Origin of the sequence: Halobaculum roseum, assembly GCF_019880245.1 — an archaeon.
In the GTDB taxonomy this organism is placed as follows: Archaea; Halobacteriota; Halobacteria; order Halobacteriales; family Haloferacaceae; genus Halobaculum; species Halobaculum roseum.
In genome coordinates this window covers 2564800-2588204 of sequence record NZ_CP082286.1, presented here as the reverse complement: position 1 = coordinate 2588204, position 23405 = coordinate 2564800, and the positions used below count along the sequence as shown (strand labels likewise).

General features: G+C 69.2%; 24 protein-coding genes. 8 read left to right on the top strand and 16 right to left on the bottom strand.

Going from position 1 to position 23405, the window contains the following annotated elements; genetic code table 11:
- Nucleotides 1-3: 3 nt before the first annotated feature.
- From K6T36_RS13205 to K6T36_RS13150, 12 genes are all read right to left on the bottom strand, one after another.
- The gene (locus K6T36_RS13205) at nt 4-327 is read right to left on the bottom strand and encodes a V-type ATP synthase subunit F (protein WP_222921682.1); all 324 of its coding nucleotides are present in this window, start codon (nt 325-327) and stop codon (nt 4-6) included.
- The gene (locus K6T36_RS13200) at nt 324-1376 is read right to left on the bottom strand and encodes a V-type ATP synthase subunit C (RefSeq protein ID WP_222921681.1); all 1053 of its coding nucleotides are present in this window, start codon (nt 1374-1376) and stop codon (nt 324-326) included. Before K6T36_RS13200 ends, K6T36_RS13205 begins: the two co-directional genes overlap by 4 nt.
- Nucleotides 1369-1953, bottom strand: coding sequence for a V-type ATP synthase subunit E (locus tag K6T36_RS13195; RefSeq protein ID WP_222921680.1), 585 nt, complete (start codon nt 1951-1953; stop codon nt 1369-1371). Before K6T36_RS13195 ends, K6T36_RS13200 begins: the two co-directional genes overlap by 8 nt.
- A gap of 21 nt (nt 1954-1974) precedes the next feature.
- Nucleotides 1975-2232 carry a F0F1 ATP synthase subunit C gene (locus K6T36_RS13190; RefSeq protein ID WP_073306769.1) on the bottom strand — a complete coding sequence of 86 codons (258 nt, stop codon included), beginning with the start codon at nt 2230-2232 and terminating at the stop codon, nt 1975-1977.
- Between the two features lie 203 nt (nt 2233-2435).
- A complete protein-coding gene (locus K6T36_RS13185; RefSeq protein ID WP_222921679.1) occupies nt 2436-4700 on the bottom strand; it encodes a V-type ATP synthase subunit I in 2265 nt (754 codons plus the stop codon).
- Nucleotides 4687-5019 (bottom strand): ATP synthase archaeal subunit H, encoded by a 333-nt coding sequence (gene ahaH, locus K6T36_RS13180; protein WP_222607050.1) that lies wholly within the window; start codon nt 5017-5019, stop codon nt 4687-4689. Before ahaH ends, K6T36_RS13185 begins: the two co-directional genes overlap by 14 nt.
- Nucleotides 5020-5336: 317 nt before the next feature.
- Nucleotides 5337-6755, bottom strand: a complete 1419-nt coding sequence (locus tag K6T36_RS13175) for an aryl-sulfate sulfotransferase (RefSeq protein WP_222921678.1) — start codon at nt 6753-6755, stop codon at nt 5337-5339.
- Between the two features lie 96 nt (nt 6756-6851).
- Nucleotides 6852-8306 (bottom strand): NCS2 family permease, encoded by a 1455-nt coding sequence (locus K6T36_RS13170; RefSeq protein WP_222921677.1) that lies wholly within the window; start codon nt 8304-8306, stop codon nt 6852-6854.
- 404 nt (nt 8307-8710) lie between these two features.
- Complete coding sequence (locus tag K6T36_RS13165; RefSeq protein WP_222921676.1) at nt 8711-9424, bottom strand: phosphoribosyltransferase family protein; 714 nt, start codon at nt 9422-9424, stop codon at nt 8711-8713.
- A 175-nt stretch (nt 9425-9599) separates the two neighbouring features.
- Nucleotides 9600-10145, bottom strand: coding sequence for an orotate phosphoribosyltransferase (gene pyrE / locus K6T36_RS13160; RefSeq protein WP_222921675.1), 546 nt, complete (start codon nt 10143-10145; stop codon nt 9600-9602).
- Nucleotides 10146-10240: 95 nt separating this feature from the next.
- Nucleotides 10241-10753: a hypothetical protein gene (locus K6T36_RS13155; protein ID WP_222921674.1), complete on the bottom strand. Its 513-nt coding sequence runs from the start codon at nt 10751-10753 to the stop codon at nt 10241-10243.
- Between the two features lie 96 nt (nt 10754-10849).
- Nucleotides 10850-11398: a CDP-2,3-bis-(O-geranylgeranyl)-sn-glycerol synthase gene (locus K6T36_RS13150; protein WP_222921673.1), complete on the bottom strand. Its 549-nt coding sequence runs from the start codon at nt 11396-11398 to the stop codon at nt 10850-10852.
- A 178-nt stretch (nt 11399-11576) separates the two neighbouring features.
- Here K6T36_RS13150 and K6T36_RS13145 point away from each other — a divergent pair, with 178 nt between their 5' ends.
- The 4 genes from K6T36_RS13145 (at nt 11577) to K6T36_RS13130 (ending at nt 15085) form a co-directional block, all read left to right on the top strand.
- On the top strand, nt 11577-12416 hold the full coding sequence (locus K6T36_RS13145; RefSeq protein WP_222921672.1) for a proline dehydrogenase family protein: 840 nt from the start codon (nt 11577-11579) through the stop codon (nt 12414-12416).
- 114 nt (nt 12417-12530) lie between these two features.
- On the top strand, nt 12531-13172 hold the full coding sequence (locus tag K6T36_RS13140) for a DUF502 domain-containing protein (protein ID WP_222921671.1): 642 nt from the start codon (nt 12531-12533) through the stop codon (nt 13170-13172).
- A gap of 71 nt (nt 13173-13243) precedes the next feature.
- Complete coding sequence (locus K6T36_RS13135; protein ID WP_222921670.1) at nt 13244-13711, top strand: PaaI family thioesterase; 468 nt, start codon at nt 13244-13246, stop codon at nt 13709-13711.
- Nucleotides 13712-13759: 48 nt separating this feature from the next.
- Complete coding sequence (locus tag K6T36_RS13130; protein WP_222921669.1) at nt 13760-15085, top strand: potassium channel family protein; 1326 nt, start codon at nt 13760-13762, stop codon at nt 15083-15085.
- An 8-nt stretch (nt 15086-15093) separates the two neighbouring features.
- Here K6T36_RS13130 and K6T36_RS13125 read toward each other — a convergent pair whose 3' ends face one another.
- On the bottom strand, nt 15094-15429 hold the full coding sequence (locus tag K6T36_RS13125) for a hypothetical protein (RefSeq protein WP_222921668.1): 336 nt from the start codon (nt 15427-15429) through the stop codon (nt 15094-15096).
- Nucleotides 15430-15504: 75 nt separating this feature from the next.
- Complete coding sequence (locus K6T36_RS13120) at nt 15505-15843, bottom strand: DUF7536 family protein (RefSeq protein WP_222921667.1); 339 nt, start codon at nt 15841-15843, stop codon at nt 15505-15507.
- Nucleotides 15844-15980: 137 nt separating this feature from the next.
- On the opposite strand from K6T36_RS13120, the gene K6T36_RS13115 reads away from it, so the two are divergent.
- Complete coding sequence (locus K6T36_RS13115) at nt 15981-16445, top strand: response regulator (protein WP_222921666.1); 465 nt, start codon at nt 15981-15983, stop codon at nt 16443-16445.
- Nucleotides 16446-16460: 15 nt separating this feature from the next.
- On the opposite strand, the gene K6T36_RS13110 is transcribed toward K6T36_RS13115, so the two are convergent.
- Nucleotides 16461-17798, bottom strand: coding sequence for an MFS transporter (locus K6T36_RS13110; protein WP_222921665.1), 1338 nt, complete (start codon nt 17796-17798; stop codon nt 16461-16463).
- A gap of 202 nt (nt 17799-18000) precedes the next feature.
- On the opposite strand from K6T36_RS13110, the gene K6T36_RS13105 reads away from it, so the two are divergent.
- Nucleotides 18001-19347 carry an alkaline phosphatase family protein gene (locus tag K6T36_RS13105; protein WP_222921664.1) on the top strand — a complete coding sequence of 449 codons (1347 nt, stop codon included), beginning with the start codon at nt 18001-18003 and terminating at the stop codon, nt 19345-19347.
- 24 nt (nt 19348-19371) lie between these two features.
- On the opposite strand, the gene K6T36_RS13100 is transcribed toward K6T36_RS13105, so the two are convergent.
- Entirely contained in the window at nt 19372-19998 is a 627-nt protein-coding gene (locus K6T36_RS13100) for an FAD-dependent oxidoreductase (protein WP_222921663.1), read from the bottom strand.
- Between the two features lie 369 nt (nt 19999-20367).
- Between K6T36_RS13100 and K6T36_RS13095 the strand changes: the two genes are divergently transcribed.
- Together K6T36_RS13095 and K6T36_RS13090 are read left to right on the top strand one after the other, a co-directional pair.
- Complete coding sequence (locus K6T36_RS13095) at nt 20368-22140, top strand: 2-oxoacid:acceptor oxidoreductase subunit alpha (RefSeq protein ID WP_222921662.1); 1773 nt, start codon at nt 20368-20370, stop codon at nt 22138-22140.
- The gene (locus K6T36_RS13090) at nt 22137-23003 is read left to right on the top strand and encodes a 2-oxoacid:ferredoxin oxidoreductase subunit beta (RefSeq protein WP_222921661.1); all 867 of its coding nucleotides are present in this window, start codon (nt 22137-22139) and stop codon (nt 23001-23003) included. The genes K6T36_RS13095 and K6T36_RS13090 overlap by 4 nt, the downstream gene beginning before the upstream one ends.
- Nucleotides 23004-23405 lie beyond the last annotated feature (402 nt).

Genomic DNA, 23405 nt, shown 5'->3' with positions numbered 1-23405 from the left:
TGTTCACTCGTCCTCGTCCATCAGGTCGATCCCGATGGCTCTCTTGATCTGTTCGCGTAGGCCGCTCCCGGCGCCGCCGCCGAGCGTGACCAGTACCGGTTCCACGCTCCCCTCCACGTCCCTGCGGACGGTCCGCGAGAGGTGCTCGAGGTCAGCGTCGCGCATCACGACGATGCCGACGTCGTCGTCCGCGAGCGTCTCCTCGACGGCCTCGTCGAGGCGGTCGTCCTTCTCGTCCTCGGGGACGTTCGCACACTTGCGGACGCCGGCGAGCCGGAAGCCGGTGGTGAACTCGGGGCTGCCGATTACCGCGATCTCCTGACTCATAGGATCACCAGCTCGGATTCGATCTCCTCGGGGCCGAGGCCGGCCTCCTTCCCGCGCGCGATGGCGCGGATGTTGTCGACCTCGCGCTCCTTCGCGAGCACGTACGACACGACGGGAGTCACCGACAGCGGGTGGACCAGCCCGAGCGAGTCCGCGTACTCCAACAGCGCCGCCTCCAGCGCGTGCTCGAACCCGATGAGGCTCTCGGCCCCCTCGAGCTCGGTCAACGCGTCCGAGAGCTGCTCGCCGTACCGCGACTCGCGGATACGGGCGATCAGTTCGTCGGTGTTGGACGCGAGCTGACGGAGCTCGGACGCCGAGAACAGAATGCCCCCCTCGATGAAGTACTGCGAGGGGTTTAGATCGGCGCCCGAGCGGGCCAGCCGCAGGGCGTTGATCGCGTTGCGGAAGTCGATCTCCGCCTCGAGGAACTCGCGGTACTCCGAAAGCGCCTCGCCGGAGAGGTCGTCGGTGCGGAGCAGTTCGTAGTACGCGCGGTCGACCGCGTTCTCCAGCGGCACCAGCACGCCAGACGACTTGTAGTCGTCGAGCGCGGCCGCGAGCGAGTCGCCGAAGACGGTCCGATCGAGCACCTCGATGGCCTCCTCGATGCTCCCGGCGTCCAGGAGCCGGTCGAGCAGCCGGTCGTCGAACTCGCCGGCGCGGATGAGGTCGTCGGCGACGGCCTCGCGCTCGGTGTCCGAGTAGATGCCCCGCAGAACGGTCTTCACGTTCCACGCGTCGAACTTGCGGAGGTAGCGGGCGACGTGCCCGTACAGCTCACCCTCACACCAGCGGAGGATGTCCTCGAAGTCGTCGGCGAGGCTCGCGTTCAGCGCGTACTCGATGAGGTCGACGCCCGAGAACCGCGACCCGAGCGCGTTGATCTCCTCCTCGTACGCCGGCGATTCCTCCATGAACCGGGCGATCTCCGCCGGGCTCATCCTAACCAGCTTCCGATAGTCGTCCTCCTCGAACAGCGACGCCCGCCGCGATCGGACGCGGGCGTTCACGTACTCGGGGTTCGACGTGCCGGCGCGGCTACTCATCGTCGAACAGTCGGTCGCTCAGCTCCTTGAGGTTGTCCTCCCAGACCGCCTCGAGGACCGAGTCGAACGTGTTGTTCACACGGACGCGCGACTCCTCGCTCTCGACGACGACGCCGCCGAGACACTCTCGCTCGCCGGCGTACGACCAGCCGTCGTAGTCGTCGAGCACGTCGGTCAACAGCTCCTCGTCGTCGGCCCGCCCGTAGACGGAGACCGTCTCGCCGTCGTCGAACTCGGGGGCCGCCGCATCGAGCAGTGCGCGGGTCAGCTCCTCGCGCTCCTCGCCCTCGAGGTCGGCGATGGCCGCCTCGGTCCGCTCGCGCACGTCGGCGAGCACGTCCCGGCGCGCCTCGAGTCGCTGCTGTTTCGCCTCCAGCTTCGCCGCGGAGAGCGTCTGCTCACGCTCCTGTTCGATCTGCCGCTCGACCGCTTGTTCTCGTTCTTCGACGATACTCTCGGCCTCCTCCTCGGCCTCCGCGACGATCTCCTCGGCGCGCTCTTCGGCCTCTTCACGGATGTCCTCCGCACGCGCGTGGGCCTCGTCTCGGATGTCTTCGACGACTGTCTCCAGACTCATGGTGGAAAGGGAGGGGGCGGTTTAGACCAGGAAGATGGTGACCAGTGCGAGAATGACGAGGGTCTCGGGCAGGACCGTGAAGATCAGGCCCGTGACGAACAGGTCCTCGTCCTCGGCGACGGCGCCGACGGCGGCCGAGCCGATGCCGCGCTCGGCATAGCCGGCGCCGAAGGCGGCCAGACCGACCGCCAGCGCCGCGGCGGACGCGGACGGGATGGCCGGGGCGTTACTACCTTCCTGCAGTACAACGTTAGCGAGTTCGGGTGCGATTTCGAGCATGGTATTCGGTAGGCGGATGCCTAACTCCGGACAAGTCGTGGTTGCACCTGTGGAGTGCATAAAGCTTCCCAAAACGAACGACGAGACGGCCGAATACACGGTCGTCACGCGTCGCTACCGTGTCAACCAACCCCATTCGATCGGTCCGACCGAAGCCGCAACGTGGGCGCGGGTCGCCTCGGGAGCGACCCCCGACGCGACGCTTACTCGTCGACGGTGAAGCGCCGCTCGCTGCCGAACGGTTCGTACTCCGTGCCGCCGCCCTCGAAGAACTTCGAGAAGAACTCGTAGTACTCGAGACGGACCGCCTGCAGGCCGGCGGAGGTGACGCCCAGCGCGAGCACGAGCAGGTGCCCGAGCACGAGGATCACCAGGCCGCCCACGAGCGCCGCCGCGCCGCCGTGGACCAGCCCGCCGAACATGATCGCCTCGCGACCGTACTCGGCGGCGTAGTACTCGGGGCCGTGGGTGAGCATGAAGTGGAACTCGCCGTCGGCCGTCTGGTACGCCCCGAAGAACAGGAGGTTGACGACGAACGCCATCCCCGCCTTCGCGAGCAGCACCGCGGCGATACGAGTGTAGCTCAGCACGTTCACGAGCACGTCGAAGATCTCGAGGATCTCCGCCGGCGCGCCGAGCACCAGCAGGAGCGCGCCCAGGGCGAACAGCCCGAGCCCGAGCATGCCGACGGTCGGCGAGAAGCCGTTGAAGCCGAGCGCGAACGCCGTGGAGGCGAACTCGCCGGACGCCTCCGGCGCCGCGCCCGAGCCGTCGAAGACGGTGAAGATGAAGGCGGGCTTCTTCGCCTCGTACAGCCGGCTGAACACGAACAGCCAGAGGCCGTTCATGCCCAACAGCCACGAGCCCTTCTCGGTGATGGCCGCCTTCGCCCCGTGGAACTCGAGCTCCTCGAGGAAACCGAAGACGTACCCGATGTTCAGGTGGAACAGGGCGACGACCGTCGAGACGACGAGCCACGCCTGCGCCCAGTAGATGTCAGCGGGCTGGAGCCCCTTGTGGATCGGGGCGCTGGAGAGGCCGACGACGCCCTCCCAGAAGTACGTCGAGATGACGTGCAACCCGAAGAACTCGCCGTAGAAGACGCCGAACACCGCGGTGAACAGCCCCGCGGCGATGGTGACGCCCCCCATGGACTTGAACGCCTTCGAGTCGAAGTTCGAGTACAGGAAGTACCCGATCGCGGTGTAGAGGATCCCGTATCCGAGGTCGCCGATCATGAACCCGAAGAACGCCGGGAACGTGAGGAACAGGATCACCGACGGGTCGAACTCGCGGTAGTTCGGGCGCCCGACCGCCTGCACGAGCACCTCGAACGGGGAGACGAGCCCGGGGTTGTCCTGGACGACCGGCGGGTCGTCGTTGCGCATGACGACCGAGCCGCCGCCGTCCGCGACCGCGCGTCGCTGCTCGGACTCGCCGTCGCCGGTCGCCTCGGCGCCCTCCTCGCGACCGGCGTCCTCGACGGCCGGCGGCACGTCCTCGCGGACCTGCACCTCGCCGTCCGCGCCGAAGGACGCGCGCTCGATCTCCTCGATCTCGACGTGGCTGCCGACGGCGTCCTGCACCGCCGACTTGAACTCGGTGTAGCTGTCGGTGGGGATCCACCCCTCGGCGACGAACGCGTTGCGCGTCGTCGCGTACGACAGGGGGGCCTCCGACTTCTGTACCTCGATAGCGAGCTTCTCCTCGGCGGCCAGCAGGAAGCCGGCCGCGTCCGCCCGCACCGCCTCGATCTCGGCCTCGACCGATTCGAGGTCCGACTCCAGCGACTGTCGCTGGCTCTCCAGGTCGTCGACGTACGCCTCCGGCGAGACGCTGTCGCCCTCGACGTCGGGTACCTCGTGGGCGGCGAACTCGGCGCTCACCAGCGCGTCCGTGAGGGCGCTCTCGTCGGCGTCACGCTCGGGGCGCGCGAAGACGGCGATCACGTCGTCGCCGAACACCTGGTACTCGGTGAGCCCGGGCGCGTCGAGCACGGCGCGCTCGACGGCGTCACGGTCGCCCTCGCCGACCGCGACCTGGAGGGAGTCGTACCCCTGCAGCAGGTCGAGGTCGATACCCAGCTCCGCGAAGGGCTCGACCGCCTCGATGCGCTCCTCGACGGACCGCAGCTGCGAGCGGATCTCGTCGCGCCGATCGTCGAGCGCGTTGACCTCCTCGCGGAGCTCCTCGAGCTCGGCCGTCAGCTCGCCGTCGTCGAGCACGCGGGTCGGCCCCGCCTCGTCGTCCTCGACGCCGAGCATGGACTTCAGCGACCGAACGGTGACCAGCTTGTCGGCCGCGTCCTCCGCGCCCGACTGCGGGTTACCCTGGACGAATCCCTCCCAGCCGCCACCGTACTCGGTGACGTGCAGGAGGTTCAGCTCGTGAACCGCCTCGATGACCGACTCCATGTACGCCTTGGAGCCGGTCACCGAGACCTTGCTCATCCGCTCAGGCCTGAGCATGTACCGCCTCCTCGAACCGTTCCACCGCGAACTCGACGACCTCGTCGATCCGGTCGCTCGCCTCGTCGACGAGTTCGTTCCGCTCGCGGCGGCCCGCCGCGATGGTCTCCTCCCGTTTCTCCTCGATCTGTTCGCGCGCTTCGTCGAGGCGCTCCTGCTCGATGCGGTCGGCCTCGGCTTCGGCCTCGGCGACGATCTCGTCGGCCTCCGACCGGGCCTCCGAGATCCGCGCCTCGCGGTCGGCCTCGGCCTCGGCGACGATCTCCTCGGCATCGGCTTCGGCCTCCTTCACGCGTTCGAGAACTTCGGGTCTCGGCATGGATACTCGTCGTCTGTGGGTTTGCCCACGTCGATATAAGGTGTTTGCGGAACGCGTGCGTCGTGTGCGTCGTCGAGCGAGTGAGCGGAGCGAACGAGCGAGACGACGGGGGACGGCGGCGAGGTCCCCGTGCCGAGCCGCCCATCAAGTGTGCGTCGTCGAGCGAGTGAGCGGAGCGAACGAGCGAGACGACGGGGGACGGCGGCGAGGTCCCCGTGCCGAGCCGCCCAAGAATCGGGCCGAGCCGCCTATTAAGCGTACCGTCAACCGATGGCGTAGCGAACGGCCGAGACGACCGAATACCGCGTCGGCGGCGCTCAGCGCGCGCGGATGTCTCGCGCTGCCTTCTGCATGCCCCGTCGGATCGAGTCTCGCTCGGCGAACGCCTCCCCGAACGCCCAGCCGAACAGGAGGATCGTCCCGGCGAGGGCGCCGGCGAACGCCCACGAGCCCATCCAGGCCGGGCGGATCCACGGCGTGACGTGGGCCCACCGCGTCGCGAACTCCTGAGCCGGGGCGCCCAGGGGGGTGCCCGCGAACGTGTTCTGCACCGCCCCGGCGAACGTCAGCGAGCCGCCTGTGCCCTCGATGAGGCCGGCCGAGCCGTAGATCTGGTAGCTCCCGGAGACGCCCTGATCGGCCATCGTCGGGCCGTTGGACTCGGCGCCCGTGCCGATGCGCTCGGCGTCGTACGGGCCCCAGGTGGCGTAGTACTCCCAGACGATCTCCCCCTGCGGCGTCACCTCGATGACGCGGTGGTTGAGCGAGTCGGTGATGAGCGTGTTCCCGTTCGGCAGGCGGTCGGCGTCCCGGGGCCACGAGAGCTGTCCGGTGCCGACCTCCCACACCTCGACCCACTCGCCGTCGCGGCGCTCGTACTCGACGACGCGGTCGTTCTCGGAGTCGGCGACGAGGATCGTCGGGTTCCCGTCCTCGCTGACGAGCCAGTCGGGGTTGTGCTGCTCGTTCATGATATCGTGGTTGTCGTCCTCGCCGAGGCGGTAGTCGATCTCCTTCGTCGAGCGGTTCACCACGATCGCCTGATCGAAGTTACGCGGGGAGACGAGGTACTGCCCCTCGGCGATGCGGTCGACGTCGTTGACGTGCGTCCAGTCCTCGCTGAAGCCGCCGTCGGTCGAGTTGGGGTAGTGGTTTCTGAACGTCCACTGCCAGTCGATCTCCTCGGTCGAGCGGTTGTACACGAGGATGCGGTCGTCCGAGCGCTGCTCCTCCTCGTTCCAGTTACGCATATTGGCGATCAGCAGGTTCCCGCTCGGGAGCATCTCCACGTCGTGAGTGTCCTTGAAGTCGAAGCGCTCGGTCCAGACCGGCTCTCGCGTCTCGCGGTCGAGTTCCGCGACGACCGTCCCGCCGGCGTTCGTGCCGACGACGAGCAGGTTCCCGTTCGCCAGCGGGTCGACGTCGTAGAACCACCGGGCGTTCAGGTTCGAGCCGTCGTACACCCAGTCGGTCGAGCCGTCGGGCGTCACCTGGACGAGCCGGGCGGGTTTCTTCTGTGATCCCTGTCCCTGGAAGTGGAAGCCCTGGATCGCGACCACGGTGTCGTTGCTGGCCTCCGAGTCGATCGTTCCGGCCTCGAGTCCGACGGTTCCAGGCGTGCCCGAGTCGCCCGGGACGAACGCCTGGACGGCCGCGGGCGCGAACAGCCCGACGACGACCAGCCCGACGAGCACGCGGGCGGCCGTACGTCTGGAGAGAGGGAGGGAGAGAGCCATACTGCGAACGGAGGGGTGCGGGGTGGAAACTCTTGTGCTCCGTCACGGCGCGGCGGGAATCGGGTCGGGGATCCCGCCCTTGCCCGTGTCCGTTCCTCAGAGCGCGCCGCCGAGGACGCCGCCCGTCCGGACGAAGAAGTAGGCGACGAACGCGGCCGCGAGCACCCAGTGGCCCGGGCGGACGTCGTCGTACTCGCCGGCGGCGACCTTGACCAGCGGGTACGAGACGATGCCCGCCGCGATACCGTAGGCGATGGAGTAGGTGAACGGCATCACGAGGATCGTCAGCCCCGCGGGCACCGCGTTGGTGTAGTCGGCCCAGTCGATGTCGACCAGGTTGCGCAGCATGAGCACCGCGATGGCGACGAGCGCGATGTGGCTCGCCCAGATCGGCACGGCCGCCGCGAGCGGCACGGCCGCGAGCGAGAACACGAACAGCACCGCGATGACCAGCGCAGTCATCCCCGAACGGCCGCCCTCCTCGACGCCGGCGGCGGACTCGATGTACGTCGTCACCGTCGAGGTGCCGAGGATGCCGCCCACGGTGGTGCCGATCGCGTCGGCCATCAGCGGCCTGTCGATGTCGGGGAGGTTGCCGTCCTCGTCGAGGAAGCCCGCGACCTGCGAGACGCCGACCAGCGTGCCGGCGGTGTCGAAGAAGTCGACGAAGAAGAACGTGAACACGATGAGCGCGAACGCGAACGCGTCCACGTTCGAGAACCCGGAGACGAACGCGCCGACGAGCGGCGTGATGTCGTAGCCGGCCGCCGAGTACGTCAGCGTGTCCAGCGCCGGCGACAGCGACGCGTCGGCGAGGACGAAGCCGGCGTCGTCGGGAACGGCGTACGCGGAGTAGCCGAGCGTCGACACGATCCACCCGAGCACGCTCGTCCCGAGGATCCCGAAGACGATGCTCCCCGGGACGCCGCGGGCGTACAGCATGAACGTGAGGAACAACCCGACGACCGACAACACGGCGACCGGGTCCTGCGCGAACACCGGCGAGAACTGGACGTACGTCGCGGGGTCGGAGGCGACGACGCGCATCGCTTCCAACCCGATGATGGCGAGGAACAGCCCGATACCGCCCCCGACCGCGAACTTCACCGGCTCGGGGAACAGCTTGATCACGTACTCACGCGCTCCGGCGACGGTGAGCAGCATGAACACGATCCCCTCGACGACGACCGCCGCGAGCGCGGTGTTCCACGGGACGCCGAGCCCGAGCACGACCGTGAACGCGAAGAACGCGTTCAGCCCGAGCCCGGGTGCCTGCCCGAACGGCCGCTTCGCGTACAGCGCCATCACGAGCGTCGCGACCGCCGCGGAGATGAGCGTCACCACCGCGATCATCTGCTGGACCTCGGGCAACGACCGGCCGATGTCGGGCCCCGGCCCGTTCACGATCGCCACCGCGAGGATGCTCGGATTGACGATGACGATGTAGCTCATCGTCAGGAACGTCGTGATCCCGGCCACGACCTCAGTCCGGAGATCCGTCCCGAGCTCGTCGAAGTTGAAGTACTCCGCCAACTGCTGTTGCAGCCCCATGTCGCCACACTTGTGCATACTTGGCTTAAGCGTTCGGCTTTTTCCCGACAATATATGCACTAATGTGGATATTAGTCGGGACGGAAGCGTCAGTACGTTGTCCCGAGCCGTCCGTCTCGCCGACGGCGACACGAAACAAACCGACCGCGGCGGCGACAATCGACGAGAATCGGTCGCGCATCGGAATACTCGCTGTCGCACCATGAGCGGCTCGCCCACAAGCTCGCCGCCGTTTACCGTCGTCTCGCTTCGCTCGACGACGCTCTTTCTGTGGGCGGCTCGGCACGAAGACCTCGCCGCCGAATTCCGTCGTCTCGCTTCGCTCGACGACGCTCTTTCTGTGGGCGGAGCGGCACGGGACCGCTCCGCCGTACTTCCGAGGCCTCCCTGCGGTCGGCCTCGCCTTACTCGAACCGCGTCAACGCACCCACCGGCGCGTCGGTGATCTCCGACGCCCGGTCGGTCCCCTCGTCGCCGACGGCGATGAGCGCGAACACGCCGGTCACGTCGGCGTCGGCCTGAAGCGCGATGTCGAGCAGCAGCTCCTGCGTCTCGCCCGACCGGATGAGGTCGTCGACGACGAGCACGGACTCGCCGGCGTCGATGGCGCCCGCGGGGAGGTAGTACGTCAGCTCGATCCCTGAGGCGAGCCGCTGGCGCGACTCGATGAACTCCTCGACGGCGGTCTCCTTCGACTTCTTCGCGTAGGCGACGCGGGCGTCGAAGTGGCTCGCCATCGCCGCGCCGAGGGTGATCCCGTCGGTCGCGGCCGTGAGCACCACGTCGGGCGTCTCGAAGGCGAACGACTCGGCGGCGACGGGCGCGACCAGATCGAGGAACGGCTGGTCGAACACGACGCCGGAGTTGTCGACGTACCCCTCGTCGTCGAAGCCGATGCGCGCTTCGAGCTCCGCGGCGAGCGTCTCGTGACCGATGCCGCCGACGACCTCCTGGGCGCGCTCGGCGCCCGGGAGGACGTGCCCGTTGACGTAGCGGTTCAGATCGCCCGCCGGCAGGCCGGTCACCTCGGCGAGTTCGTCGTACGTTCGCGTCTCCTTCAGCGTCCGCAACACGGCGACCGCCTGCAACTGCAGGGCGGCCTTCTCGGCCCTGTTCATGGATCTATGCTCGTTCGTGCAAGTATGAACACTTCGGATTCGATCATCCGTCGATCTGCCAGTCTTGCGTATGTGTGGCTAGATCGTCGATCCGCCACTGGCGACCGGTAACGACGGCCGAAAACACGGGTTCCGAGTGTTTTCGGCGAAGAAACGCTTCCGACGCGGCCGGACGCTACCTGTCCTCGAGCAGGCGCGTCGCCGTCAGCAGCGACTCCAGCTCCACGTCGTGGTCCGCGAGCAGCTCCGCGGCGCCCTCCTCGCGGTCGACGACGACGAGCACCTTGTTCACGGTCGCACCCGCCTCCCGCAGCGCCTCGACGGCGTCGAGGGCGGACTGGCCGGTCGTGGCGATGTCCTCGAGCACGACGACCTCCTCGCCCTCGTCGAGGGCCCCCTCGATCCGGTTCCCGGTGCCGTACTCCTTGGCCGCCTTGCGGACGATGACGTACGGGGAACCGGTCTCGACGGCGGTCGCGGCCACCAGCGGGACGGCGCCGAGTGCGACGCCGGCGAGCTTCGCCTCGCCGACGCGCTCGGCGTACGCCCGGGCGACGAGGCCCAGACACGTGGGATCCGTCTCGAAGCGGTACTTGTCGACGTAGTAGTCGCTCGTCCCCCCGTGGGCGAGTTCGAACTCGCCGAACAGGACGGCCTCCGCGTCCCGAAGCGCGGCGATCAGCTCCGCGTCCGTGACGGCGTCGTCGGTGGAGTCGCGCATACCCGAGGGAGGCGCACGGTGCCGCGAAAGGCTATCGGTCCGCGACCGCCGCCGGGGCTCGTCGTAGCGAGAACGTGACCCGCCGGATCGTCCGGTCAGTTCGCCGCCTCGCACCGCTCGACGACGCTCGCGGGGATGGGCGCGTCGACCTCGTAGGCGCCGACGGTGTGGTCGGCCGCGCGACCCTCGAAGACGACGCGGTACGTCGCCCCCTGGGTCGGACACGCGAGCGCGCTACGGCCGGTGATCTCCGCCTCGCCCGTGTCGGTCCGGAGGTCGGTCCACGGGACCTTCGTGCCCGCCTCGTCGACGACGACGACACGCTCCTCGGAGGGGACGGTTCCGTCGGGATGCGTGACCACGATAGCCGTGTCGTCACCCTCGCCGGCGACGGAGAAGGAGAAGCCCTCGGGTCGGTCGATCGGCTCGCCGCCGAGGCCCGTCGCGACGACGCCGCCGATCCCCGCGACGCTGGCGGCCGCAAGCAGCATGAACGCCAGCGCGATGCTCGGAAACATGACCCGGACGTGCTCGCGTGGCGACAGCTCGCCCTCCTCCTCGACTCCCTCCGGGGGGTCGCTGGACTCCGAGACGTCCGAGTCGCTCACGTCCGAGCTGCCGCGGGGAGCCCTCAAAACCGCACCGGCCCGATTCTCACGAGTGAATTCGGGGCGGGCGTCGTCCTCGCGTCGACTACAGGGGCTCTACCACGGCTCGTTCTTGACCCCGATCAGGTAGGCAATGACGTTCGTCGCGACGTGCAACAGCGGCGTCGCGACGAGCACGACGGCGAGGCGTTCGAGCGTGAACGTCGCGAGCGTCCACGCGGGCGCCAGCGCCAGCGCGAGCACGAGCGCGCCGACGACGAAGTCGAGCTGGTCGAGCCCGGGGAAGGAGGCGCCCCGCTCGCGACCCGACCTGCGTTTGACGAACGAGGCGCCGATGTCGCCGAGCATCGCGCCCAGCGCGAGCCCGAGCGCCGCCAGCGGCGGGAACGTCGGGAGGTCGACGCCGACGGCGGCGCCGACGGGGTCCGCGACCGCGTTGAGTGCGACCGCGAGCGCGATGCCCGCGAGCGTGCCGACGGCGGTGCCGCGCCACGTCTTCCCGTCGCCGAGCACGCGGCGGCCGCCCCACGTCCGGCCGCCGTCGATCGCCGCGCCCCCGCCCGCGAGCACGGCGGCGTTGTTCGGAACGTACGCCGGCAACATCGCCCACAGCGCGCCCGCGACGAGTTCGACGAGTCCGGCCATCGTCGGAGGCTGGTTCGCGTTCGGTGTTAAGTGGGCGGGGTTCCGGGGCGCCTGCGTGTGGCGAACGCCGTGGGTCCGCACCGTCGACCCGCGCGGCGGTCGACGCCGACGGCGGCGCCGGCGCTCGGCGCGGATCCGCGGAACTCAAGACACGCGACCGGCAAGCGTTGCCACCGACATGATCCCGCCCATCGCCAGCCGCTTCGTCGCGGGCGAGACGCCGGCCGCGGCGTTCGACCACGTTCGCCGCGCCAACGAGGACGGCGTGAAGGTGATCCTCAACCTCCTCGGCGAGCACTACCGCGAGCGCTCGGCCGCCGCCGCCGACGCCGAGGCGTACGTCTCCCTGATCCGCGATATCGGCGGTACGGATCTGGACGCCTGCGTCTCGGTGAAGCCCTCCCAGCTCGGGATCGACATCGGCGACGACGTGTTCCGCGAGAACCTCCGCCGGGTCGTCGAGGCCGGCGACGAACACGGCGTGTTCGTCTGGTGTGACATGGAGGACGCCGACACGACCGACGCGACGCTCGACGCCTTCGAGGAGCTGACCCGCGAGTTCGACGGCGGCGTCGGACAGTGCGTGCAGGCGAACCTCCGTCGCACCCGCGAGGACCTCGACCGGCTGGCGGACGTTCCGGGGAAGATCCGGCTCGTGAAGGGCGCGTACGACGAGCCCGAGTCGATCGCCTACACCGACAAGGCCGACGTGAACGAGGCCTACCGCGAGGACCTGGAGTTCCTGTTCAAGGAGCGCGAGGGGGGCATCGCCGTCGGCAGCCACGACCCGAAGATGGTCTCACTGGCGGCCGAACTGTCCGCCGAGTACGGCGCCGACTACGAGGTGCAGATGCTCATGGGCGTCCGCGAGGACGAACAGCGCCGGCTGGCGGAGGAGGGGGTCGAGACGTGGCAGTACGCCCCCTACGGCGACAAGTGGATGTCGTACTTCTACCGACGCGTTCGCGAGCGCAAGGAGAACGCCCTGTTCGCCCTCCGGGCGGTCGTCGGCGTCTGACGGCCCGAGCGCCTCGAACACCCCCGTCGTCGGGCACGTCGACCGCGGTGCGGTGGCGAGCCCCGTGTAGAAGGGCTGATATGCCCTCGTCCCCGATGAACGTGTGAACTCCGAATGTCCACGTGGAAGCGCGATTTCGCGAGCGGGCTGGTCGTGGTCACGCCGCTTCTCGTCATCCTCTTCGTCGCGAACTGGCTGTACAACCTCCTGTCGACGCTCCCGTTCGTCCCCACGATAACCCCGGAGAACCCGAACCCGGACTACCTCCCGCTGTACGAGTTCGCCGAGGTGATCACCGCGCTCGTGGTGTTCATTCTGCTGGTGTTCTCGGCGGGATACCTCATGCGGACGACCGCCGGCAGGCTCGCGGAAGGGGTCCTCGACGGCGCGATCAATCGCGTGCCGGGGCTGCGGGTCATCTACAACGCCTCGAAGCTGGCCGTCGAGACCGCGCTCACGGGGACCGAGGACCTCCAGACGCCGGTGAAGATCGAGCCGTGGAACGGGATGCGCATGACCGCGTTCAAGACCGGCAAGACGACCGACGACGGCCGCGAGGTCGTGTTCATGCCGACGGCGCCGAACATCACGACCGGGTTCGTCATGGAGATCGAATCCGAGGACCTCACCGAGACCGACGAGAAGGTCGAGGAGGCGCTCACGCGCATCCTCTCGGCCGGCTTCGGCGAGGGGAAGGACGGCTCGCCGGGCGAGACCAGCCTGCGCGACGTCGTCGAGGCGGGATCCGAGGACTGACCCCGGCGGCCGGTTCCGTTCCGTAGCCTCCGAACCGAACGGTGAAGTGCCGCGCCGGCGCCACTCGGCACATGAGCGACGACCCCGCACACATCGACGACGACCACGTCGACCTCTTGCAAGCGTTCATCGAGAGCCACGGCTTCCTCTCGTGGCTCGACCTGACCGTCGAGGAGCTGGACCGCGGCCGCATCGTCATGTCGGTTCCGTACGACGAGAAGCTCGTCAACCCCGGATCGCCGGTGGGCTCGATCCACGGGGGGATCGCGGCGACGCTGGTGGACACCGCCTCCGGGTTCGCCCTGCGGTCGACGTTCGACGAGCCGACGACGGGGTCGCTGGCGACGACCGACCTCAACGTCACGTACCTCCGTCCCGCGACCAACGACCTCCGCGTCGAGGCGGAGGTGTTGCGCGCCGGCGGCTCGATGGGGTTCACCGATACGCTCGTCTCCAGCGTCGCCCCGGACGGCGAGCAGAAGGACGTGGCCGTCGGTCGCACCTCCTACCGGCTGTTCCGGGAGGCCGACCGGGAGTAACCCCGAGCAACCCTTTTCCGCCGGCCCGTCGAACCGCTCCACTATCGGATGCATCGAGACGAGCCCGTCGAGTACGAGCCGGTGAGCGTGAAGGCCGTGTTGGCCGAGATGAAGGACACCGCGGAGCTGCTCATCGACCTGTCGTACTCGGCGGTGCTCCACGGGAGCCCCGACCTGGCGGCGGAGGTGCTGGCGCTGGAATCCCGGATGGACGTGCTCCAGTTGCAGGCGCGCATGAGCGTGATGATGGCCGCGCGCTCGCCGGAGGACGTGGAGGACCTGGCGCCCGTGTTGGGCGTCGTCGGCGCCGCCGAGAAGATCAGCGACGCCGCCGGCGACATCGCGAAGGTCGTCCTCGAGGACGTCGGGCTCCCCGAGGCGATGCGCGCGGCGCTGCCGGAGGCCGTCGAGACGCTCGTTCGCGTCCCCGTCGCCGACGACTCGCCGTACGTCGGTCGGACCCTCGCCGGCATCAACATGGAGACCGAGACGGGCGTGCGCGTCATCGCCGTCCGCCGCGATCAGGCCACCGGGAAGGCCCGCTGGATCACGAACCCCGACCGCGAGACGGAGCTGCGCGCGGGCGACACGCTGATCCTCCGCGGGTTCGAGGAGGGGCTGCGGGAGGTGTACGAGGCGGCCTCCGGCGACGCGTACGAGTCGCCGGAGTCGCCGGACCCCGCCGTCGAGGACCTCGAGCGCGCCGTCGATTCTATCGTCCTGATGAAGAACATGAGCGAGCTCGCCGTCGACCTGGCGTACGGCGCGGTGCTGTTCGACAGTCGCGGCGTCGCCGAGGAGGTCGCCGAGCTGGAGGCGGAGGTCGACGCGCTGAAGTCGCGCTTCGAGGCGTGGACGCTCCGGGCGGCCGCGCGCGTCGACGACCCGGTCAGCCTCCGCGGGCTCGTCCACCTCGCGGTCGCGACCGAGGAGATCAGCGACGCCGCCGTCGAGATCAGCGAGGGCGTCCTCCGCGGGCTGGACGCCCACCCGGTCATCGCGGAGGCCGTCGAGGAGTCCGACGAGGTGATCGTCCGCGCGGTCGTCGCCGCGGGATCGGAACTCGCGGGCTCGACGCTGGGCGACCGCGAGGTGAAGACCGCGACGGGCATGCGCGTCATCGCCGTCCGCCGCGGTCGCCGGGACGGGAGCGACGGCGACGAGCCCGCCGACGGCGACGTGAACGGCCGAGCGAACGGCGACGCGGCCGACGGATCGGACGACGAGGAGGACGGGAACGGCGAGTGGATCGTCTCGCCGGGGGCCGAGACGCGACTGCGCGCCGGCGACGTGCTCATCGCGAAGGGGACCCGCGCGGGCGCCGAGCGGTTCACAGCGATGGCCGGGTCACCCGAGGAGTTCGACGTGGACTGACGCCGCGCTCACGAACCCCGCGGGCTGCGGTCGAGAGCCGGGCGATCGGCGACCTCCTCGAGCGACGCCCCGCACGTCGGACACCGCCCGGGACGGGGCGAGCGCAGCGTCGCGCAGTCGGAACACAGGACGAGTCGACGGGCCCGCCCCGGGTCCTCCCAGTCGTCTCCGGACGCCTCCGAAGTTTCCTCCACGGCGGCCATCCGCATCGTGTGCTCGACGAGCACGTCGCTTCGGAGCCGGTCGAGGAGCCGAAGCAACCCGAGGTACGCGACCGTCGGGACGAGACACAACACCCCCGTGAGGAGGAGCCGGACGGCGGCCTCGGCCGTGCTCGCGGCCATGCGGATCGATCACTCACCGCATAGACCTTATCGTTCCGCCGCCGCGGCGACGCGCCCCTCGGGGCGTCGCATCCCTCAGGAGGTGTCGGGTTCGCGAAGCGCGCGAACCGCGGAGACGACGGTCAGCACCGACGCGACGAGCAGCGTCGTCGACGACGCGAGCACGAACGCGAGCAGCAGGAAGTAGCCGTCCGGGCCCAACACGGGATACTCGCGGGTGCCGCCGACCGGGCCGAGCAGTTCGAGCGCACGCACCGCGTACACGGCGACCGCGAGCGCGACGCCGACGGCCGCCCCGACGGTCACGTTTCGCTTCACCGACAGCGTCTCCACCAGCCCGGCGATCGGGGGACGGTCCGGGCGCGACTCGGCGGGGACGGACTCGTCGCCGGTCTCACGTGACTCCTCGCTCACGACCCGAGTTGGGGCCCCCGCCTCAAATCCCCATCGCCCCACGGCGCCGGCACCGGCGGTCGCCACGCCCGTTCCCGCAGCGGTTGACGGCGTCGATCATGTTAAGTAGTAGCATGACATTGGAGCGCGTCCCAAGGATGTCGACGGACGACTCGATCCGAACGGGGACGGCGGACCGGGGCGCCGAGAGCCGTGGCGACGACGGGACGGCGGAGTCGCTCCGGGTCGTCCACGTCGAATCCGACGCGGAGTTCGCGGCGCTGACGGACGCCTATCTCCGACGGTGCTTCCCCGGGATCGAACTCGTGCACGCGGACGGCGTCGCGGACGCGGTCGCGGCCGTCCGGTCGGGCGTCGACTGTGTCGTTACCGACCACCGGCCGCCCCTGACCGACGCCGCCGAGGTCGCGACGGGGGTCCGCCGCGTCGACGCGGGCGTTCCGGTCGTCGCGCTCTCGGGCGCCCTCGACGACCCCGACCGGGCTGCCGGGGTCGACGGGGCCATCTCGAAGCGCCGGGGCCTCGACGCGCTGGACGCGCTCGTCGAGCGCGTGTCGCACGCGGCGGCGACCGACGGAAGCGAACCGAGCGGACTGCCGTAGAACCCCGTAGCCGGGTCAGGCGCTCGCGTACGCCTCGAACTCGCGGCCCTGCAGGAGGAAGTACGCGACGCCGACGAGGCCGACGACTGTCGCGAGGGCGAACGCGACCTCCGGCGACCGGCCGTAGATCCAGCCGCCGACGAGGGCGCTCGGGATGGTGATCACGTTGCGGACGAGGTAGTACGTGCCCGTCACGCGCCCGCCGGCGTCGGCCTCGGCCGGCCCGACGATGAGCGCCTTGTGGGCGGGCAGGCCCGCGAACCGGAGCCCAGAGAACGCGAACAGCACCGCCAGCAGCGTCGCGTCCGGCGGCGCGAAGATCAACATCGCGGGGAACACGGCGTAGACGGCGAACCCGAGCGCGACCACGGGCTTGAGGCCGACCGACCGCGCGAGGCGTGCGACCGGCACCATCGTGAGCAGGGCGACCGCCATCTCGATCCCCAGCAGGACGCCGAAGTACGCCTCCGGGGAGAGCTCCCCCACGACCGGGAGCGTCGCGCCGACCGCCAGCACGTCGACGACGACGCGCACGAAGAACACGTACACCATCCCGTTGGCGAACCGCACCAACGTGTCGCCGACGAGCAGCGGGCCGAGCGTGTCCGGCAGCGACCGCAGGTCCTCGAGGACCATGCCGACGCCCGCGAACGACTTCCCGATCGAGTCGTTCGAGGCGTCGTAGAGGACGAACTGGGCGACCGTCGCGACCGCCCCGACGACGGCCGCGCCCAGCAAGACGAGGCGGAATCCCTCGGTGAACGCGTACACGGAGAGCACGCCGGCGACGAGCAGCGGCCCCAGCAGGAACGCCGTCCGTCGAAACGTCTCCGTGGCGGCGAACCCGGAGGCGAGCCGGTCGGGCGGCACCGACTGCTTCACCACCGCGAACGTCGCGCCGAGCCCGAACGACTTCCACGCCTGCGAGAGGAACAGCCCGAGGAAGATCATGACGACCGCGAGGTTCGTCGGGCCGACTGGCACCGTCCGGAACGGGTCGGCCGCCCACCACACGAGGAAGCCGAGCGTCGACGCGAGGCCGAACAGCGTGAGCGACGTGCGCGAGCCGAGCCGGTCCGACAGCGCGCCCCCCGGGTACGGGAACACCGCGGAGACGAGGTTGCCGACCGAGCCGTAGGCGCCGAGCGCGAGGCTGGAGGCGCCGAGCACCGCGAGATACTGCGGCAGGTACCGCCCGGTCGCCTGAAAGCCGAGGCTGAACGCGAACATCGCAAGCGAGAGCACGAACACGTCGCCCGGGAGCGCGGCGAACTGCCGGAAGGAGTCGAGGGGGTCCGGTTCGGGGTCCGCGTCGGTCTGCGCGCCGGTCCCCGCCCCGGAATCGTCCGGCATCACCGACGACTGCGGGTGGCGGGTGCAAAACCGTTCCGGGGGCGGTCGCCTGTGATCGCCCGCGGTCGCGACGGTCGACCGCGTGCGGCGTTCGGTGCGACACCGCCGCGCCCCCGCCGGCGAGAATCGCCGGCGTCCGCGAGCGTCGGCACCGACCGACAGAACCTGAATTACTTTACGCGCCCCCGCAGATGAGCCCCCTATGGGACTATTCGACCGGCTCCGCGGGGACGACGATCCCCGAGTCGCGTTCATCGGTATCGACGGGGTGCCCAACTCGCTGCTGGCGGAACACCCCGACCGGTTCCCGAACTTCGCCGCGCTCGCCGACGAGGGCTCGTCCGCCGCCATCGACTCCATCGTTCCGCCGGAGTCGTCGGCGTGCTGGCCGGCGCTCACGACCGGCGTCAACCCGGGTGAGACGGGCGTGTACGGCTTCCAGGACCGCGAGGTCGGGAGCTACGACACGTACGTCCCGATGGGTCGGGACGTGCAGGCGACGCGCATCTGGGACCGGATCGCCGAGGACGGCCGCGACGCGAGCGTGCTGAACGTCCCGGTGACGTTCCCGCCCCAGCGCAACGTCCAGCGGATGGTCTCGGGGTTCCTCTCGCCGGGCGTCGACAAGGCGGCCTACCCCGACGACCTCCGGGAGTACCTCGAGTCGATAGACTACCGGATCGACACGAACGCGAAACTCGGGCACAACGACGACAAGAGCGAGTTCCTCGAGGTCTCCCACGAGACCCTCGACAAGCGCTTCGAGGCGTTCACCCACTACATCGAGCAGGACGACTGGGACCTGTTCTTCGGCGTGTTCATGACGACCGACCGGGTGAACCACTTCCTGTTCGAGGACTACGCCCGCGACGGCGAGTACTACGAGGAGTTCATGGAGTTCTACGAGAAGGTCGACGACTACGTCGGGCAGATCCGCGAGATGCTCCCGGAGGACGTGACGCTCGTCGTCGCCTCCGACCACGGCTTCACCGTGCAGGACTACGAGGTGGAGATCAACCGGTGGCTCCAGAACGAGGGGTGGCTCGAGTTCGAGGACGACGACCACGAGGAGCTGGGCGACATCGCCGACGACGCGCGCGCGTACTCGCTCATCCCCGGCCGCCTGTACCTCAACCTGGAGGGCCGCGAGCCCCGCGGGTCGGTGCCCCGGGAGGACTACGAGGAGGTCCGCGACGAGCTGAAAGCGGACATCGAGGCCCTCGAGGGTCCCGACGGCACCCCCGTCGCCAAGCGCGTCGTCGAGAAGGAGGAGGCGTTCAGGGGCGACCACGACGACATCGCGCCGGACCTGACGATCATCCCGAACCACGGCTTCGACCTGAAGGCGAAGTTCAAGCCCCACGACGACGGCGTGTTCTCGACGGGGCCGCGAAACGGGATGCACAGCTTCGAGAACGCGACCCTGTTCGTCGACGACCCCGACGCGACGATCGCCGACGCCGACCTGCTCGACATCGCGCCGACTATCCTCGACCTGATGGACGTGGACTACGCCCGCGCCGACTTCGACGGCGCCAGCCTCGTCTGAGTCGGTCGGCCGTCGACCGACGGGTTACCCGAAGTTCTCGACTTTCGCGTCGCCCGCGTACCCCGCCGCCGAGAGCGCCGCGGTCGCCGTGTCGACGAAGTCGGCGAAGCCGTAGACGAACGCCTGCTCGCCGTCGGCGCCCGTGATCGCCTCGGCGACCGCGTCGGCGATGTCGCCGTCGGTGACCACGACGCTCGCGCCGCGCTCTGCCAGCGCGTCGAGGCGCTCGGTGTGTGCCGGCGCGTCGTCCCGGTAGACGACGGCGGCCTCGTTGCCCGCCGCCAGCGCCGCCTCGCCGATGGCGACCGCGGGGCCGACGCCCGGGCCGCCCGCGAGCACGACCGCGCGCGCCTCGCCCCGGTAGTAGTCGTCGCCGAAGGGACCGGCCATCTCGATCTCGTCGCCGGCCTCCAGGGCCGCGAGGTACGCCGAGAAGTCGCCGCCGTCGAGGCCGACGGTCGTCTCGAACTCGCCGTCGGTGTCGGGCGAGGAGATCGTGTAGAAGCGCGACACCTCCTCGTCGTCGACGACGGCGGTGAGCTTCACGAACTGCCCCGGTCTCCCGTCGAACTCCGCGGGCGAATCGAGCGTCACCGCGACCGTATCGGGACCGACTTCCGCGACCGACCGCACCGCGACTGTGGCGTCCATGCGCGTCGGTTGCGCGCGGGGGTACCCGAAGGTGTCGCTTCCGGAGCCCCGACGCCACGTGGCGGGAGTCCCGATCCCCGATCCCGGATCCCCGGTCCGGGTATCCCGTGCACCGTCGCCGGATCGTCGTCACCCGTCGAACCGCGCTAATACGCCTGTCGTACCGGGAATCGGGCGCGTTCGCCCGAGGGCGCGAATCGTGCCGCGAGACGACGAAAAACCGATCGTTCGTCCGTCGAATCGCCGCTATCAGCCGAGAAGAACTTACATTCGTCGTTTGAGGCGGTGAACTATCCGACGATCCACAAGTGTCCCGTCCTCCCCCCATTCAGAAGGCTTTTCCACCGACCGTGGGAAGGTGTGACCAGTATGCCAGCGGACTTCAACTGGGCCATCGGCGGGGAGGCCGGCGATGGCATCGACTCCACCGGGAAGATCTTCGCGCAGGCGCTCTCCCGGGCGGGTCGACACGTCTTCACGTCGAAGGACTTCGCCTCCCGGATCCGGGGCGGCTACACCGCGTACAAGGTGCGCACGTCCACGGAGAAGGTCCGGTCGGTCGTCGACCGGCTGGACGTCCTCGTCGCGCTCACGCCCCGAACGATCGAGGAGAACCTCGACGAGCTCCACGAGGGCTCGGTCATCATCTACGACGGCGAGCGGACGACGATGGCCGACGTCGAGATCCCCGACGGGATGATCGGGCTCGACGTGCCGCTCAAGAGCCTCGCGGAGGACGCCGGCGGCGCCATCATGCGCAACGTCGTCGCGCTGGGCGCAGCCTGCGAGGCGACGAACTTCGACATCGAGCACCTCGACTCCTCGCTGAAGAAGCGCTTCGGCGACAAGGGCCAGGCGCTCGTCGACAACAACAAGCAGGCGGCCCGACTCGGCCAGGAGTACGTTCAGGAGGAGTACTCCGACATCGAGTTCGACTACGACCTGGAGACGACCGACAACGACTACGTCCTGCTCAACGGCGACGAGGCGATCGGCATGGGTGCCATCGCGGCCGGCTGCAAGTACTACGCCGGCTACCCGATCACGCCCGCGACGGACGTGATGACGTACCTGAAGGGCCGCATCGAGAACTTCGGCGGCCACGTCGTCCAGGCGGAGGACGAGCTCGCGGCGATCAACCTGGCGCTCGGCGCCGCGCGCGCCGGAGCGCGCTCGATGACGGCGACCTCCGGGCCCGGCATCGACCTGATGACCGAGACGTTCGGCCTCGTCGCGACCTCCGAGACCCCGCTGGTCATCGTCGACGTAATGCGCTCGGGTCCCTCGACGGGGATGCCGACCAAGCAGGAGCAGGGCGACCTCAACATGATGCTGTACGGCGGGCACGGCGAGATCCCGCGGTTCGTCGTCGCGCCCACGACCGTCGACGAGTGCTTTTGGAAGACCGTCGAGGCGTTCAACCTCGCCGAGAAGTACCAGACCCCCGTCTACCTCGCGGCCGACCTCGCGATGGCGGTCACCGAGCAGACGTTCGAGCCCGACGCCTTCGACATGGACGCCGTCGAGATCGACCGCGGCAAGGTCGTAGACGAGGACACGATCGGCGAGCACCAGACCGAGTCTGGCGGCTTCAAGCCGCACGAGCTCACCGAGGACGGCGTCTCCCCGCGCGCGTTCCCCGGCACGGAGGGCGGCGCGCACATGTCCACCGGCCTGGAGCACGACGAGCAGGGCCGCCGGACCGAGGACACGGAGATGCGCGTCAAGCAGGTCGACAAGCGCAACCGCAAGGTCGAGACCGCCCGCGAGCGGGAGGACTTCTCGCCGCGGGAGTTCGGCGACCCCGAGTCGGACAACCTCGTCGTCACGTGGGGGTCCAACGAGGGGACCCTCGTCGAGGCGCTGGAGTTCCTCGAGGAGGAGGACATCGACGTGCGGATCCTCTCGGTGCCGTACCTGTTCCCGCGTCCGGACCTCACCGAGGAGTTCGAGGCGGCCGACGAGGTCGTCGTCGTCGAGTGTAACGCGACGGGCCAGTTCGCGGACGTGGTCGAGCACGACACGCTCCAGCGCGTGAAACGGGTTAACAAGTACAACGGCGTGCAGTTCAAGGCGGACGAGCTCGCCGACGACATCAAGGAGACCCTGGCCCCCGACGAGGGCCAGGAGGTGGAAGCATGAGTTCCCAGGTCAGGTTCACCGACTTCAAATCCGACAAGCAGCCCACGTGGTGTCCCGGATGCGGCGACTTCGGGACGATGAACGGCATGATGAAGGCGCTCGCGGAGACGGGCAACGACCCCGACAACACCTTCGTGGTCGCCGGCATCGGCTGTTCGGGCAAGATCGGCACGTACATGCACAGCTACGCGATCCACGGCGTCCACGGCCGCGCGCTCCCGGTCGGCGCCGGCGTGAAGATGGCCAACCCCGACCTGGAAGTGATGGTCGCCGGCGGCGACGGCGACGGCTACTCCATCGGCGCGGGCCACTTCGTCCACGCCGTCCGCCGCAACGTCGACATGAGCTACGTCGTGATGGACAACCGCATCTACGGGCTGACGAAGGGGCAGGCCTCCCCGACCAGCCGGGAGGACTTCGAGACCTCGACGACGCCGGAGGGGCCCCAGCAGCCGCCCGTCAACCCGCTCGCGCTCGCGCTCGCATCGGGCGCGACGTTCATCGCCCAGTCGTTCTCCAGTGACGCCCTGCGTCACCAGGAGATCGTCAAGCAGGCGATCGAGCACGACGGGTTCGGCTTCGTGAACGTGTTCTCGCCGTGCGTCACGTTCAACGACGTCGACACCTACGACTACTTCCGCGACTCGCTGGTCGACCTCGCGGACACCGACTACGACCCGACCGACCGCGAGGCGGCCAAGGAGAAGGTTCTCGACGCCGACAAGGAGTACATGGGCGTGCTCTACCAGGACGAGGAGAGCCGGTCGTACGAGCAGACGCACGGTCTCGACTCGAACATGAGCGACATCGACCACGAGGGCGCCCCCGAGGGCGCGATGGACCTCGTGAGAGAGTTCTACTAACCGACCACTTTTCACGGGGGCCTCGCGCCTTCGGCGCTCGACCCCCGCCAAACCCCGTCGATGATCAAAAGGCCGCTCGCTCGCCAGCCGTCGGCTGGCTCGCTCGCGGTACGGTACGTAGGGGCTCCGCTGAATTCCGAGAGTACTGGTCGATAGATCGCCCGATCTCGTGGTTCACAGTACCTTCTGCCGGCGATTCCCTCGACCGCGTCACTGCTTTACTTTGTTACACAACTGACACCGGACCGGAGAAGGACACTCGTCGCCGTCGGCGTCGTCCGGCCAGTCGTGGCCACGAACCCAACAGAGTACCGAGACGAGGCCGGAGTTCAACTTCGGACTCGGCGCCGACGGACCCATACAGGACACTGGAACGGTCTATGCTTAAACGACGGTGCATGG

Bases quoted from the DNA above. Each gene is read 5' to 3' on its own strand.
- K6T36_RS13105 (WP_222921664.1), top strand. From the start codon at position 18,001: ATGGGACTATTCGACCGGCTCCGCGGGGACGACGATCCCCGAGTCGCG.
- K6T36_RS13175 (WP_222921678.1), bottom strand. From the start codon at position 6,755: ATGGCTCTCTCCCTCCCTCTCTCCAGACGTACGGCCGCCCGCGTGCTC.
- K6T36_RS13165 (WP_222921676.1), bottom strand. From the start codon at position 9,424: ATGAACAGGGCCGAGAAGGCCGCCCTGCAGTTGCAGGCGGTCGCCGTG.
- K6T36_RS13100 (WP_222921663.1), bottom strand. From the start codon at position 19,998: ATGGACGCCACAGTCGCGGTGCGGTCGGTCGCGGAAGTCGGTCCCGAT.
- K6T36_RS13125 (WP_222921668.1), bottom strand. From the start codon at position 15,429: ATGGCCGCGAGCACGGCCGAGGCCGCCGTCCGGCTCCTCCTCACGGGG.
- K6T36_RS13150 (WP_222921673.1), bottom strand. From the start codon at position 11,398: ATGGCCGGACTCGTCGAACTCGTCGCGGGCGCGCTGTGGGCGATGTTG.
- K6T36_RS13110 (WP_222921665.1), bottom strand. From the start codon at position 17,798: ATGCCGGACGATTCCGGGGCGGGGACCGGCGCGCAGACCGACGCGGAC.
- K6T36_RS13140 (WP_222921671.1), top strand. From the start codon at position 12,531: ATGTCCACGTGGAAGCGCGATTTCGCGAGCGGGCTGGTCGTGGTCACG.
- K6T36_RS13185 (WP_222921679.1), bottom strand. From the start codon at position 4,700: ATGCTCAGGCCTGAGCGGATGAGCAAGGTCTCGGTGACCGGCTCCAAG.
- K6T36_RS13145 (WP_222921672.1), top strand. From the start codon at position 11,577: ATGATCCCGCCCATCGCCAGCCGCTTCGTCGCGGGCGAGACGCCGGCC.
- K6T36_RS13170 (WP_222921677.1), bottom strand. From the start codon at position 8,306: ATGGGGCTGCAACAGCAGTTGGCGGAGTACTTCAACTTCGACGAGCTC.
- K6T36_RS13190 (WP_073306769.1), bottom strand. From the start codon at position 2,232: ATGCTCGAAATCGCACCCGAACTCGCTAACGTTGTACTGCAGGAAGGT.
- K6T36_RS13195 (WP_222921680.1), bottom strand. From the start codon at position 1,953: ATGAGTCTGGAGACAGTCGTCGAAGACATCCGAGACGAGGCCCACGCG.
- pyrE (WP_222921675.1), bottom strand. From the start codon at position 10,145: ATGCGCGACTCCACCGACGACGCCGTCACGGACGCGGAGCTGATCGCC.
- K6T36_RS13200 (WP_222921681.1), bottom strand. From the start codon at position 1,376: ATGAGTAGCCGCGCCGGCACGTCGAACCCCGAGTACGTGAACGCCCGC.
- K6T36_RS13095 (WP_222921662.1), top strand. From the start codon at position 20,368: ATGCCAGCGGACTTCAACTGGGCCATCGGCGGGGAGGCCGGCGATGGC.
- K6T36_RS13115 (WP_222921666.1), top strand. From the start codon at position 15,981: ATGTCGACGGACGACTCGATCCGAACGGGGACGGCGGACCGGGGCGCC.
- K6T36_RS13135 (WP_222921670.1), top strand. From the start codon at position 13,244: ATGAGCGACGACCCCGCACACATCGACGACGACCACGTCGACCTCTTG.
- K6T36_RS13130 (WP_222921669.1), top strand. From the start codon at position 13,760: ATGCATCGAGACGAGCCCGTCGAGTACGAGCCGGTGAGCGTGAAGGCC.
- K6T36_RS13090 (WP_222921661.1), top strand. From the start codon at position 22,137: ATGAGTTCCCAGGTCAGGTTCACCGACTTCAAATCCGACAAGCAGCCC.
- ahaH (WP_222607050.1), bottom strand. From the start codon at position 5,019: ATGCCGAGACCCGAAGTTCTCGAACGCGTGAAGGAGGCCGAAGCCGAT.
- K6T36_RS13205 (WP_222921682.1), bottom strand. From the start codon at position 327: ATGAGTCAGGAGATCGCGGTAATCGGCAGCCCCGAGTTCACCACCGGC.